The sequence below is a fragment of the Acinetobacter geminorum genome (genome assembly GCF_013009345.1).
GTDB classification, from domain to species: domain Bacteria; phylum Pseudomonadota; class Gammaproteobacteria; order Pseudomonadales; family Moraxellaceae; genus Acinetobacter; species Acinetobacter geminorum.
Map to the genome: position 1 here is coordinate 1 of NZ_JABELE010000001.1, position 14,361 is coordinate 14,361.

A 14,361-nucleotide genomic window follows, 5' to 3' on the forward strand; every position below is an offset into this window, starting at 1 on the left:
AAACCAGGTACAATCAAGCCGCACACTAAATTCGACGCAGAAGTATACGTACTTTCTAAAGAAGAAGGTGGTCGTCATACTCCATTCTTAAATGGTTACCGTCCACAGTTCTACTTCCGTACAACTGACGTAACTGGTGCAATCCAATTACAAGACGGCGTTGAAATGGTTATGCCAGGCGACAACGTTGAAATGTCAGTAGAATTAATCCACCCAATCGCAATGGACCCAGGTCTACGTTTTGCGATCCGTGAAGGTGGTCGTACTGTAGGTGCTGGTGTTGTTGCGAAAGTAACTGCATAAGCATATTATAGTGACGGATTACGTCTCAAGTTGAGGGCTTTGGCTCTCAACTTGCATTATAGGTCAGTAGTTCAATTGGTAGAGCGTCGGTCTCCAAAACCGAATGTTGGGGGTTCGAGTCCCTCCTGACCTGCCATATTTTGAAATAAAAAGCTTGATGCTGGCTTAGTTGTTCATATAATAAGTCGCGAGTTCTACGACGAGTACAAAAATGTCGAATGATAAATCGCGTGACGCATTGAGCGACGCGCCAATTCCTCAAAGAAATAATTCTGCTGAAGTTGTTCGTTCTGGTTCGCCTTTAGATATTGTTCTATGGGTGATTGCAATAGCATTGTTGCTTTTAGCTACCATGGTGAATCAACATTTGCCAGCGTATTGGGCGCCTGCAAATAATGTTTGGGTGCGCGTTGGGGCAATTTTTGCTTGTATCGTTGTGGCTTTAGGTTTATTATACGCCACCCATCAAGGTAAAGGCTTCGTTCGCTTGCTAAAAGATGCACGAGTCGAATTGCGTCGAGTAACTTGGCCAACAAAACAAGAAACAGTCACTACATCGTGGCAGGTTCTATTGGTTGTAGTTGTCGCATCATTGGTTTTGTGGTGCTTTGACTATGGTTTGGGTTGGTTAATTAAGTTGATTATCGGGTAAAAGAGCTATGAAACGTTGGTACATTATTCATGCCTACTCTGGCTATGAAAAACAAGTGATGCGTTCACTTACAGAACGAATCCAGCGTAGCGCTGTTGCCGATAGCTTTGGTGATGTCCTTGTTCCTACCGAAGAAGTGGTAGAAATGAAGGATGGTAAGAAACGTAAATCTGAGCGTAAATTCTTTCCTGGCTATGTGTTAGTCGAAATGGAAATGAATGATGATACTTGGCATATCGTTAAAGAATGTCCAAAGGTTCTAGGTTTTATTGGTGGAACACCTGAAAAACCAGCACCAATCACTCAACGTGAAGCAGATGCGATTCTTGCGCGTGTACGTAATACTGGTGAAGCGCCTCGTCCTAAAACGATGTTTGAGCCAGGTGAAGAATTACTTGTTATTGACGGTCCATTCACAGACTTTAAAGGTGTAGTGGAAGAGGTTCAATACGATAAGTCACGTTTAACGTTGACGATTAATGTATTTAATCGACCAACTCAGGTTGAACTCGAGTTTCGCCAAGTCGAAAAAACGATTTAATCTCAATTGGTTGAAAAGCGCCCGATTTTATCGGGCATTGTTGTTGTAACAGTAGTGTTGCGTAAAGATTGGGGAGCCTAGCGGCGTTTGTACCCAGAGGTATTTTAAAATGGCTAAGAAGATTGACGGCTATATCAAGCTGCAAGTTCCAGCTGGTAAAGCAAATCCATCTCCACCAATTGGTCCTGCGTTAGGTCAACGTGGTGTAAACATCATGGCATTCTGTAAAGAATTCAATGCTGCTACACAAAAAGTTGAACCAGGTCTTCCAATTCCTGTAGTGATTACTGTGTATAACGACAAGTCGTTCACATTCATCATGAAAACTCCTCCAGCTTCTATTCTTCTTAAGAAAGCTGCTGGTATTCAAAAGGGTTCATCTGTACCAAACAAAACTAAAGTTGGTAAGTTGACTCGTGCTCAGTTAGAAGAAATTGCGACTACTAAAGAACCGGATTTAACTGGTGCTGATTTAGACGCACGTGTTCGTACCATCGCTGGTTCTGCACGTTCTATGGGCTTGGAAGTGGAGCTATAAGACATGGCAAAGTTAACTAAACGTCAAAAAGCCATTGCTGCTGCTGTTGAAGCAAACAAAGTTTACACTTTGGAAGAAGCGGTACAAGTTCTTAACAGCCTACCTGCTGCAAAGTTCAAAGAATCTTTGGATGTAGCTGTAAATCTTGGTGTAGACCCACGTAAATCTGACCAGGTTGTTCGTGGTGCAACTACATTACCTGCAGGTACTGGTAAAACTGTACGTGTAGCTGTATTTGCTCAAGGCGCGCAAGCAGAAGCTGCTAAAGAAGCTGGTGCTGATGTTGTAGGTTTTGATGACCTTGCTGAAAGCATCCAAGGTGGAAACCTTGACTTTGATGTTGTAATCGCTGCTCCTGACGCTATGCGTGTTGTTGGTAAGCTCGGTACAATTCTTGGTCCACGTGGTTTAATGCCAAACCCTAAAGTTGGTACTGTAACTCCTGACGTAGCGAATGCTGTTAAAAACGCTAAATCTGGTCAGGCTCGTTACCGTGTAGACAAAGCGGGTATTATCCATGCTGCGATCGGTCAAGTAGGCTTTGATGCTGCTGCTATCCGTCAAAACGTTGAAACTTTAGTTGCTGACTTGAAAAAGTTAAAACCTGCAACTTCTAAAGGTGTATACATCAAAAAGATCACTTTGAGCTCAACTATGGGTCCTGGTCTTACTGTTGATGTAAACAACGTTTCTAACTAAGTTTAGACTTAGTAAAGAATTTTAAAGTCCTGATTGGGGACAGAACTTAAATAGAAATATTTTTCTATTTGGTTGGGTAGGGCAAAGCTTTATCCCTTACCCATCAGGCGGACTTTGAATTGATAAATGAGAATTTATCAGCGTCAAAGACCTCAGGCGAAAAGATGTTATTTTCGAATAGCACTTTTCTTAATAAACCAGCCTGCGTAGACGCGGTGGTGTGATTTGTTCCTCCTCCGCGTGTAAGTCGAAAGGCTTACGAATTGGGAGTGTGCCCATTGGGTACATAAATCACCTTAGGAGGTTTTACAATGGCTCTTCTTATTGAAGACAAAAAACAGATCGTTGCGGAAGTAAGTGAAGTTGCTTCTAAGGCGTTTGCAGCCGTTGTTGCTGACTACCAAGGCTTAAGCGTAGAGCAATTAACAACACTTCGTGTTGAAGCTCGTAAGTTAGGTGTTTCTACACGTATTGTACGTAACACTTTAGCTAAACGCGCACTTCAAGATACTCAATTCAATATCTTGAACGACAACCTTGTTGGTCCAACAATTCTAGGTTTTTCAACTTCTGAAGATGACATGGGTGCAGCTGCACGTTTGTTCGAAGATTTTGCTAAAACTAACAAAGCATTTGAATTAAAAGCTGCTGCATTTGACGGCAAAGTTTATCAAGGTGCTGACGTTAGCGTAATTGCAAACCTTCCGAACCAAGAGAAAGCTCTTACTATGCTTGCCTCTGTCCTTCAAGCTCCTATTTCGAAATTGGGTCGCCTTATTACAGCGCTCAAAGAGAAAAACGAGTCAGAAGCTGCTTAATCAATTTTACACACCATTCAATATCCATTTGGAGTTATTCTCATGGCTTTAACTAACGAAGAAATCTTAAACGCAGTTGCTGAAAAAACTGTTCTTGAACTTGTTGAATTAATTTCTGCTTTCGAAGAGAAATTCAACGTTTCAGCTGCAGCTGTTGCTGTTGCTGCTCCAGCTGGTGGCGCTGCTGCTGCTGCTGAAGAACAATCTGAATTCAACGTTGAGTTGACTTCTTTCGGTGCTAACAAAGTAGCTGTAATTAAAGCAGTTCGTGAAGCAACTGGCCTTGGTCTTAAAGAAGCTAAAGACCTAGTTGAAGGTGCTCCTCAAGTTCTTAAAGAAGGCGTTTCTAAAGAAGAAGGCGAAGAACTTAAGAAGAAACTTGAAGAAGCTGGTGCTACAGTTACACTTAAGTAATTGTAAAAGGAGTCGGTTTTTAAATCGGCTCCATAAAATGGCTGATGGCTCTTGGGTCATCAGCCTTTTTGCGTTACAATAATCGGCTCGATTTTTGTTAGTTTTGTTTGATTTTTGAGAAAATCAGAATAAGACAAGTAATTTCAAATGTTTACCAATATTTTTCTTTTTTAAAAATATTGTTAAGCGTTTTTATACCACTAAAAATTGCAGCATTTGTAAACAGTGGTGGCCATATCGGCCTGCGTAATTCCTTCTGAGCCCGTTCTGCAGGCGGGCTTAGTTTACTTTCCGAGGACTCCAGATGGCATACTCATATACCGAAAAGAAACGGATCCGTAAGAATTTTGGTAAATTGCCCCAAGTAATGGATGCACCGTACTTACTTTCGATTCAGGTCGATTCGTACAGAACATTCTTGCAAGATGGCAAAACTCCAAAAAACCGCGAAGATATCGGTCTCCAAGCCGCATTTCGTTCAGTTTTTCCTATCGAAAGTTATTCTGGCAATGCTGCTTTAGAATTTGTTGAGTATAGCCTTGGTAAACCTGAGTTCGATGTACGCGAATGTATTCTTCGTGGTTCGACTTATGCGGCACCAATGCGCGTTAAAATTCGTTTGATTATTAAAGATCGCGAAACTAAATCAATTAAAGACGTACGAGAACAAGAAGTCTATATGGGTGAAATTCCACTCATGACTGAAAACGGTACATTTGTTATTAATGGTACTGAGCGTGTAATCGTATCTCAATTACACCGTTCACCAGGCGTTTTCTTTGATCACGATAAGGGTAAAACCCACTCAAGTGGTAAAGTGTTGTATTCAGCACGTATCATTCCTTACCGTGGTTCATGGTTAGACTTCGAATTTGATGCGAAAGACTTAGTTTACGTACGTATTGACCGTCGTCGTAAATTACTTGCTACTGTTGTATTACGTGCATTAGGTTATAACAACGAACAAATCTTGAATTTGTTCTATGAAAAAGTACCTGTGTATCTTGATATGGGTAGCTACCAGATTGACCTAGTACCTGAACGTTTACGTGGGGAAATGGCTCAATTTGATATTGCTGACAATGACGGCAAAGTTATTGTTGAGCAAGGTAAACGTATTAATGCTCGTCACGTACGTCAAATGGAAGCTGCTGGTTTAACAAAACTTTCAGTTCCTGATGAATACTTATATGAGCGTATCACTGCTGAAAATATTACTTTGCGTGATGGTGAGGTAATTGCTGCGAATACTTTGTTAAGCCATGAAGTTATGGTGAAGTTGGCAGAAGGTGGTGTTAAACAGTTCAATATCTTGTTTACGAACGATATTGATCGTGGTTCGTTTGTTGCTGACACTTTACGTGCAGATACAACGGCTGGTCGTGAAGAAGCATTAGTTGAAATTTATAAAGTAATGCGTCCAGGCGAGCCGCCAACAAAAGAAGCTGCTGAAAACTTATTCAATAACTTATTCTTCTCTTCTGAGCGTTATGACTTATCTCCAGTAGGTCGTATGAAGTTCAACCGTCGTTTGGGTCGTCCATACGAAGTTGGTACTGACCAGAAGTCACGTGAAGTAGAAGGTATTTTATCGCACGATGATATCATTGATGTATTACGTACATTAGTTGAAATCCGTAACGGTAAAGGTGAAGTCGACGATATCGATCACTTGGGTAACCGTCGTGTACGTTCTGTTGGTGAAATGACTGAAAACCAATTCCGTGTTGGTTTAGTTCGTGTTGAACGTGCAGTTAAAGAACGTTTAAGCCAAGCAGAAACAGATAACTTGTCTCCACAAGATCTAATTAACGCTAAACCAGTTGCAGCTGCAATCAAAGAATTCTTTGGTTCAAGCCAATTATCTCAGTTCATGGACCAAAACAACCCATTATCTGAGATTACGCATAAGCGTCGTGTATCTGCGCTTGGGCCTGGTGGTTTAACACGTGAACGTGCGGGCTTTGAAGTACGTGACGTACATCAAACTCACTATGGTCGTGTATGTCCAATTGAAACGCCGGAAGGTCCAAACATTGGTTTGATTAACTCGCTTTCAGTATATGCAAAAGCAAATGACTTTGGTTTCTTGGAAACACCTTACCGTAAAGTGGTAGATGGTCGAGTAACTGATGCAGTTGAATACCTTTCTGCGATTGAAGAAGTAGGTACTGTAATTGCACAGGCCGATTCTGCAGTAGATAAAGATGGCAACTTAACAGAAGAGTTTGTTTCTGTTCGTCATCAAGGTGAATTCGTACGTATGCCACCAGAAAAAGTGACGCATATGGATGTTTCTGCTCAGCAGGTTGTATCTGTTGCTGCATCACTTATTCCATTCCTTGAACACGATGACGCGAACCGTGCGCTTATGGGTTCAAACATGCAACGTCAGGCAGTTCCTACTCTACGTGCGGATAAACCGCTTGTAGGTACAGGTATGGAAGCGAATGTTGCACGTGACTCAGGTGTGTGTGTAATTGCAAACCGTGGTGGTGCAATTGAATACGTAGATGCTTCTCGTATCGTTATTCGTGTAAACGAAGATGAAATGATCGCTGGTGAGGCTGGTGTAGATATCTACAACCTCATTAAATATACGCGTTCTAACCAGAACACTTGTATCAACCAAAATATTATCGTGAATTTGGGCGACAAAGTTGCTCGCGGTGATATCTTGGCAGACGGTCCGTCTACAGATATGGGTGAGCTTGCGCTTGGTCAAAACATGCGCGTTGCGTTCATGACTTGGAATGGTTACAACTATGAAGACTCGATCTTATTATCTGAGCGCGTACTTCAAGAAGACCGTTTAACCTCTATTCATATTCAAGAATTATCTTGTGTAGCGCGTGATACTAAGTTAGGTGCAGAAGAAATTACTGCCGATATTCCTAACGTTGGTGAAGCTGCACTTTCTAAACTTGATGAATCAGGTATCGTTTATATCGGTGCTGAAGTTACAGCAGGTGACATCCTTGTTGGTAAAGTAACGCCTAAAGGTGAAACTCAGTTAACTCCTGAAGAAAAATTGCTTCGTGCAATCTTTGGTGAGAAAGCAGCTGACGTTAAAGATTCATCTTTACGTGTTCCATCTGGTACAAAAGGTACAGTTATCGATGTTCAAGTCTTCACTCGTGATGGCTTAGAGAAAGATGACCGTGCATTGGCGATCGAAAAAGCACAACTTGATGCTTACCGTAAAGACTTGAAAGAAGAATATAAGATCTTTGAAGAAGCAGCTCGTGAGCGTGTAATTCGTTTGCTTAAAGGCCAAGAGTCTAATGGCGGTGGTTCAACTAAACGTGGTGACAAACTCGTTGAAGAAGTGTTATCTGGTTTAGAGCTTGTTGATTTACTTGAAATTCAACCAGCAGATGAAGCAATCGCTGAGCGTTTAACTCAAATTCAAGTGTTCTTAAAAGAAAAGAGCGCAGAAATTGATGAGAAATTCGCTGAGAAGAAACGTAAGCTTGCAACAGGTGATGAATTAACAACTGGCGTATTGAAAGTTGTTAAAGTTTACTTAGCTGTTAAACGTCGTATTCAGCCTGGTGATAAGATGGCTGGTCGTCACGGTAACAAGGGTGTTGTATCTAACATCTTACCTGTTGAAGACATGCCACACGATGCTAACGGTGTACCAGTAGATATCGTATTGAACCCGTTGGGCGTACCATCTCGTATGAACGTGGGTCAGATTCTTGAGACTCACTTAGGTATGGCGGCTAAAGGGCTTGGTGATAAAATCGAGAAAATGTTGAAAGAACAGCGCACAGTTTTAGAACTGCGTGAATTCTTAGACAAGATTTATAACAAAGTCGGTGGTGAGCAAGAGGATCTTGATAGCTTAACTGATGCTGAAGTCTTGGCACTTTCAGGCAACTTACGTGCCGGTGTACCTTTAGCTACTCCTGTATTCGATGGTGCTGAAGAAAGCCAAATTAAAGACTTGCTTGAGTTAGCTGGTATCTCTCGTACAGGTCAAACAGTATTGTTTGATGGCCGTACTGGTGAACAGTTTGATCGTCCTGTAACTGTAGGTTACATGTACATGCTCAAATTGAACCACTTGGTTGATGACAAGATGCATGCGCGTTCAACTGGTTCTTACTCTCTTGTTACACAGCAACCGCTTGGTGGTAAAGCACAATTCGGTGGTCAGCGTTTCGGTGAGATGGAGGTCTGGGCACTCGAAGCTTACGGCGCAGCATATACTCTCCAAGAGATGTTAACTGTTAAGTCGGATGACGTTGAAGGTCGTACACGCATCTATAAGAATATTGTAGATGGTAACCATTATATGGACCCGGGTATGCCTGAATCGTTCAACGTATTGACCAAAGAGATCCGTTCTTTAGGTATCAACATTGAACTGAAAAATGGTGACTAAGTCGTAAGACTCACGATTTTTTAGGTAAAAACAATATTTGTGACCCAGTCGGGTAAGCATTGCTTCCCGACACACGGAGAAAAAAATTGAAAGACTTGCTCGATATCATGCGTAAGAAAACGGACTCAGATGGTCATGCACCAATTGAGTTTGACCGTATCCGTATTGGTCTTGCGTCACCAGAAATGATTAAGTCATGGTCTCATGGTGAAGTTAAAAAACCTGAGACAATTAACTACCGTACTTTTAAACCTGAACGTGACGGTTTGTTCTGTGCCAAAATTTTTGGTCCAGTAAAAGATTACGAATGCTTGTGTGGTAAATACAAGCGTATGAAATACAAAGGCGTCATTTGTGAAAAATGTGGCGTTGAAGTAACTACAGCGAAAGTTCGTCGTGAACGTATGGGTCACATTGAACTTGCTTCTCCAGTTGCACATATCTGGTTCTTAAAATCGTTACCGAGCCGTATCGGTTTATTATTAGATATGACACTTCGTGATATCGAACGTGTATTGTATTTCGAATCATACGTTGTAACTGACCCAGGTATGACTCCGTTTGAAAAGTATCAACTTTTAACAGACGAAGAATACTTCAATGCACTTGAAGAACACGGTGATGAATTCACTGCGAAAATGGGTGCAGAAGCGGTTCAGGACTTGTTGAAAGATATCGATCTTGAAGCTGAAATCGCACGTTTACGTGAAGAAATTCCTCAAACAACTTCTGAAACGAAGTTGAAAAAAGCGTCTAAACGCTTGAAATTGATGGAAGCATTCAAAGATTCAAACAACAAGCCAGAATGGATGGTGATGAATGTACTTCCAGTACTTCCACCTGATTTACGTCCATTAGTTCCACTTGAAGGTGGTCGTTTCGCGACTTCTGACTTGAACGATTTATACCGTCGTGTCATTAACCGTAACAACCGTTTGAAGCGTCTTCTTGACCTTGCTGCTCCAGATATCATCGTACGTAACGAAAAACGTATGTTACAAGAATCTGTAGATGCATTGCTTGATAACGGTCGTCGTGGTCGTGCAATTACTGGTTCTAACAAGCGTCCATTAAAATCTTTGGCAGATATGATCAAAGGTAAACAAGGTCGTTTCCGTCAGAACTTATTAGGTAAGCGTGTTGACTATTCTGGTCGTTCGGTAATTACTGTAGGTCCTACTTTACGTCTTCACCAATGTGGTCTTCCGAAGAAAATGGCACTTGAATTATTCAAGCCATTCATTTTCGCGAAACTACAAGCTTCAGGTCAGGCAACTACCATTAAAGCTGCGAAGAAAATGGTTGAGCGTGAGACTCCGGAAGTTTGGGACGTTCTTGCTTCTGTAATTCGTCAACACCCAGTAATGTTGAACCGTGCGCCAACACTTCACCGTTTAGGTCTTCAAGCATTTGAACCTATTCTTATTGAAGGTAAGGCAATCCGTCTTCACCCACTCGTTTGTGCTGCGTTTAACGCCGACTTCGATGGTGACCAAATGGCGGTACACGTTCCATTGACACTTGAAGCACAGTTAGAAGCTCGTGCATTGATGATGTCAACAAACAACATCTTGTCACCAGCAAACGGTGAGCCAATCATCGTTCCTTCTCAGGACGTTGTCTTGGGTCTTTACTACATCACACGTGATGCTGTAAATGCCAAAGGTGAAGGCATGGTGTTCGCGGATACTCATGAAGTAAACCGTGCACTTGCTACTGGTCAGGTTGCGATCCATGCGCGTGTTAAAGTACGTGTACACCAAACTGTTATCAATGAAAATGGTGAACGTGAACACCAAACTATTATTGTTGATACAACACCTGGTCGTTGTTTGCTTTGGGAAATTGTTCCACAAGGCTTGAGCTTTGACATGATCAACCTTGAGATGACTAAAAAGAACATCTCTAAATTGATCAACTCTTGCTACCGTAAACTTGGTTTGAAAGATACAGTTATCTTTGCTGACCAATTAATGTACTTGGGCTTCCGTCAAGCGACTCGTTCAGGTGTATCTGTAGGTATGGAAGACATGCTCATTCCACCTACTAAGCACACAATTATTGATAAAGCAGAAACAGAAGTTCGTGAAATCGAACAACAGTTCGAACAAGGTTTCGTAACTGCTGGTGAGCGTTATAACAAAGTTGTCGATATCTGGGCGCGTACAAACGACCAAGTTGCTAAAGCAATGATGGATAACTTGTCTTATACACTTGTTAAAAACAAACAAGGTGAAGACGAGAAACAAAAATCATTCAACAGCATCTATATGATGTCTGACTCGGGTGCCCGTGGTAGTGCGGCGCAGATTCGTCAGCTTGCTGGTATGCGTGGTTTGATGGCAAAACCGGATGGCTCGATTATTGAGACTCCGATTAAAGCGAACTTCCGTGAAGGTTTAACAGTACTTCAGTACTTTATTTCAACACACGGTGCGCGTAAAGGTTTGGCCGATACAGCATTGAAAACTGCGAACTCTGGTTACTTGACTCGTCGTCTTGTAGACGTAGCGCAAGACTTGGTAATTACTGAACCTGACTGTGGTACAGCGGGTGGTTTAGTAATGACTCCATTCATTCAGGGTGGTGATGTCATCGAGCCATTACGTGACCGCGTATTAGGTCGTGTAACTGCTGAAGACGTACGTCGTGCATCTGATGATGAAGTTGTATTACCTCGTGGTACGTTAATTGACGAGAAAATCGCAGCTCAGCTTGAAGAAGCTGGTGTCGATGAAGTTAAAGTACGCTCTGTAATCGCATGTGAATCAACATTCGGTGTATGTGCTCGTTGTTATGGTCGTGACCTTGCACGTGGTCACTTGGTGAACCCAGGTGAATCAGTCGGTGTAATGGCTGCACAGTCAATCGGTGAGCCGGGTACACAGTTAACGATGCGTACGTTCCACGTTGGTGGTGCTGCGAGCCGAACTTCTGCTGCGAACAGTGTTCAAGTACGTAACAAAGGTACTGTACGTTTCCATAACGTGAAAACTGTACAACATGCAAAAGGCCATTTGGTTTCAGTTTCACGTTCAGGTGAAATTGGTATTGCCGATGATTTAGGTCGTGAGCGTGAGCGTTACAAACTTCCTTACGGTGCAAGCATCTTGTTGAAAGATGGTGAAGCTGTAGAAGCTGGCGGTATCGTAGCGACTTGGGATCCGCATACACATCCATTAGTAACAGAAGTTGCTGGTAAAGCGCGTTTCAGCCAAATCGCTGATGGCGTAACTGCAACATCGAAAACTGATGATGCAACTGGTATGACTACTGTTGAAATCTTGCCTGTAACAGCTCGTCCTGCTTCTGGTAAAGATCTACGTCCTGCAATTGTGTTGGATACAACAGATGGCGGCGAACAGTTCTACTTCTTACCACAAAACACAATCGTAACTGTCCGTGATGGCGAAACGATTGGTGTGGGTGACGTTATTGGTCGTGTACCACAAGAAACATCACGTACTCGTGATATTACCGGTGGTCTTCCGCGTGTAGCTGACTTGTTCGAAGCGCGTAAGCCAAAAGAGCATGCGATTCTTGCTGAAGTATCAGGTGTTGTAAGCTTCGGTAAAGAGACTAAGGGTAAAAACCGTTTGGTAATTACTCCGGATGATGGTTCTGAGATTTACGAAGAATTGATTCCAAAATGGCGTCAAATCAACGTATTCGAAGGCGAGCATGTAAACCGTGGTGAGACTATTTCTGATGGTCCACAAAACCCACATGACATCTTGCGTTTGAAGGGCGAAGTTGCATTAACTAACTACATCGTGAACGAAGTTCAAGACGTTTACCGTCTCCAAGGTGTAAAAATCAACGATAAGCACATTGAAGTTATCGTACGTCAAATGTTGCGTAAAGTTGATATCACTGATGGCGGTGATACAAGCTTCATCAAAGGCGAGCAAGTGGATTACATCCGTGTTGTTCAAGAGAACCAAGCTGTCTTGGCTCAGAACAAGTTCCCTGCGAAGTTTGAACGTCAATTGATGGGTATTACTAAAGCGTCGCTTTCTACTGACTCGTTCATCTCTGCTGCATCGTTCCAGGAAACAACTCGTGTGTTAACTGAAGCGGCTGTAACAGGTAAAGAAGATGATTTACGTGGCTTGAAAGAAAACGTTGTAGTAGGTCGCTTGATTCCAGCAGGTACTGGTCTTGCGTACCACTTAGAGCGTCGTCGTCAAGAAGCAGAAGCTGCAGAGCATGAGCTTCATAATGACTTCAGCGAAGTAGACCAAGCATTCAGCCAAGCATTAAACTCTGAACAATTCTAAGTTTAGAATGGCACTAAAAAAGGCACCTTAGGGTGCCTTTTTTATTTATATTTATTTATAACAATTTTAAATTGTAATTACATAAATATATTAAAGAGCAATTATTTTATTACTTAAGCGGGATAAAGACTCCACAAAAACACATTAGGCTACCTGCTTATGAAGACTGGAGTAAATCTAATGAAAAAAATGATGATGATTGTTAGTATTGGCCTGATGTCTACAACTTTGTTTGTTGGTTGTCAGAATGCAAGCCCAGAAAGTCAACGTATTGGTTCAGCTGCTATTGGTGGTGGCGCAGGTGGTGCGGTAGGAAAACACATGGGCGGTAATATAGGTGCAGGTCTAGGAGCGGCACTCGGTGCAGGTGTTGCGGCTAATGCAAAAGGGTCTAGCAGTAAAACCGTACGTAATAGTGCAATTGGTGCTGGTGTCGGCGCTGTATTAGGTGGAGCAATTATTGGTGGTGACGCTGGTGCTGCTACAGGTGGAGCATTGGGTGGTAGTGCCGGTGCAGCCTATGAAGAGAAGAAAGGGAAGTACTAAAAATATCCTTAAATAATTGTTAAACTAAAGAAGTCTTTATGTGATTAAAGACTTCTTTTTTATAATTAAAATTTGGCTTAATAAATATAAAAGGCAGAGCTTTACAAAATATCAATCGATTAGGACAGACGGATAACACAATCTGATCAAATTCCTCATAAAAGGGGATTATTCTTTTCTCTAGAACAGATCATTGTGAGAACGGTCATGAAAAAAACAATTGGATTAGTTTCTGCTTTAATGTTGTCTACACTTATGTTCACAGGCTGCCAAAATATGAGCCCATCTGACCAACGTATTGGTGCAGCAGCAGCAGGTGGAGCACTTGGTGGTGGTTTAGGTAACCATGTAGGTGGAGGTATTGGTGCAGGCTTAGGCGCAGCGGTAGGTGCAGGCGTAGGCTCTAATACCCAAGGCGGCAGTAAACAGACAACGACTAAGAGTGCGATTGGTGCTGGTATCGGTTCAGTCGTAGGTAAAGCACTGATTGGTGGTGACTCTGGTGCTGCAATTGGCGGTGCGATCGGTGGTGGTGCTGGTGCTGCGATTGAAGAGAAAAGATAAAAAATTAACAAATAAAAAAATAAGCGCTTTTAGCGCTTATTTTTTATTGAGGAAAAGGTTTCGCTTTTTTACGTCTGATATAAAGCGTTTTTTGAACCTCTGCAATTCTTACCCCAGATTCATCAAAAATGTTTAGATGATATGTTCTTAAAACAGGTTCATAGTTCTCGGCAAGTTCACGAATTTGTTCTATTTCAGCTAAATCAACTCGAATATCTGCATGTACAGTACTGCGTCCTGGAGAAAGAAAATTAATTTCAGCAGCTTTGTCCCAAACAATATATTTTGATCCGAGATGATGCATAAGAATCATCATATAAAATGGGTCAACCATTGAATAAAGGCTTCCACCAAAATGTGTACCGACTAAATTTTGGTTTTTCCAAGTCAGCGGCATCTTTACACGCACATGGCAAAGTTCTAAATTCATGATTTCAATATAAATCCCTGCGCCACGATAAGGGGGATAGTGATTAAATAGAAATTTTGAAATCGTAGGATTGTTCTGAAGTCTTCTTAAAATAGCCATAATAGTCAATTTTTTTTATTGCAACAGTATTCATACTAGATAAGTATCATCTTTTTTATATTGATGGCAATGCTCTATCCGACT

12 protein-coding genes and 1 tRNA gene are annotated in these 14,361 nt (G+C 41.9%); 12 read left to right on the forward strand and 1 reads right to left on the reverse strand.

Going from position 1 to position 14,361, the window contains the following annotated elements; all coding sequences use genetic code 11:
* From HJG58_RS00005 to HJG58_RS00060, 12 genes are all read left to right on the forward strand, one after another.
* The coding region (locus HJG58_RS00005) for an EF-Tu C-terminal domain-related protein (RefSeq protein ID WP_456263971.1) at nt 1–303 on the forward strand (303 nt) is incomplete at its 5' end.
* Between the two features lie 60 nt (nt 304–363).
* Nucleotides 364–439: transfer RNA gene (locus HJG58_RS00010), tRNA-Trp, on the forward strand.
* A 75-nt stretch (nt 440–514) separates the two neighbouring features.
* Entirely contained in the window at nt 515–955 is a 441-nt protein-coding gene (gene secE, locus HJG58_RS00015) for a preprotein translocase subunit SecE (protein WP_002114837.1), read from the forward strand.
* A 7-nt stretch (nt 956–962) separates the two neighbouring features.
* Nucleotides 963–1,496, forward strand: a complete 534-nt coding sequence (nusG, locus tag HJG58_RS00020) for a transcription termination/antitermination protein NusG (RefSeq protein ID WP_002115092.1) — start codon at nt 963–965, stop codon at nt 1,494–1,496.
* Between the two features lie 109 nt (nt 1,497–1,605).
* Nucleotides 1,606–2,034 carry a 50S ribosomal protein L11 gene (gene rplK / locus HJG58_RS00025; protein WP_001074682.1) on the forward strand — a complete coding sequence of 143 codons (429 nt, stop codon included), beginning with the start codon at nt 1,606–1,608 and terminating at the stop codon, nt 2,032–2,034.
* A 3-nt stretch (nt 2,035–2,037) separates the two neighbouring features.
* Nucleotides 2,038–2,733 (forward strand): 50S ribosomal protein L1, encoded by a 696-nt coding sequence (gene rplA, locus HJG58_RS00030; RefSeq protein WP_005804118.1) that lies wholly within the window; start codon nt 2,038–2,040, stop codon nt 2,731–2,733.
* Between the two features lie 311 nt (nt 2,734–3,044).
* Nucleotides 3,045–3,551, forward strand: coding sequence for a 50S ribosomal protein L10 (rplJ, locus tag HJG58_RS00035; RefSeq protein ID WP_002115099.1), 507 nt, complete (start codon nt 3,045–3,047; stop codon nt 3,549–3,551).
* 42 nt (nt 3,552–3,593) lie between these two features.
* On the forward strand, nt 3,594–3,965 hold the full coding sequence (gene rplL, locus HJG58_RS00040; RefSeq protein WP_001229360.1) for a 50S ribosomal protein L7/L12: 372 nt from the start codon (nt 3,594–3,596) through the stop codon (nt 3,963–3,965).
* Between the two features lie 304 nt (nt 3,966–4,269).
* Entirely contained in the window at nt 4,270–8,358 is a 4,089-nt protein-coding gene (rpoB, locus tag HJG58_RS00045; protein WP_170247532.1) for a DNA-directed RNA polymerase subunit beta, read from the forward strand.
* Between the two features lie 86 nt (nt 8,359–8,444).
* On the forward strand, nt 8,445–12,638 hold the full coding sequence (gene rpoC / locus HJG58_RS00050) for a DNA-directed RNA polymerase subunit beta' (RefSeq protein ID WP_002114988.1): 4,194 nt from the start codon (nt 8,445–8,447) through the stop codon (nt 12,636–12,638).
* Nucleotides 12,639–12,818: 180 nt separating this feature from the next.
* On the forward strand, nt 12,819–13,184 hold the full coding sequence (locus tag HJG58_RS00055; protein ID WP_170247533.1) for a DNA transfer protein p32: 366 nt from the start codon (nt 12,819–12,821) through the stop codon (nt 13,182–13,184).
* 207 nt (nt 13,185–13,391) lie between these two features.
* Nucleotides 13,392–13,748, forward strand: a complete 357-nt coding sequence (locus tag HJG58_RS00060) for a hypothetical protein (RefSeq protein WP_002115127.1) — start codon at nt 13,392–13,394, stop codon at nt 13,746–13,748.
* 43 nt (nt 13,749–13,791) lie between these two features.
* Here HJG58_RS00060 and HJG58_RS00065 read toward each other — a convergent pair whose 3' ends face one another.
* Entirely contained in the window at nt 13,792–14,277 is a 486-nt protein-coding gene (locus tag HJG58_RS00065; protein ID WP_005079397.1) for a DUF4442 domain-containing protein, read from the reverse strand.
* Between the last annotated feature and the right edge of the window lie 84 nt (nt 14,278–14,361).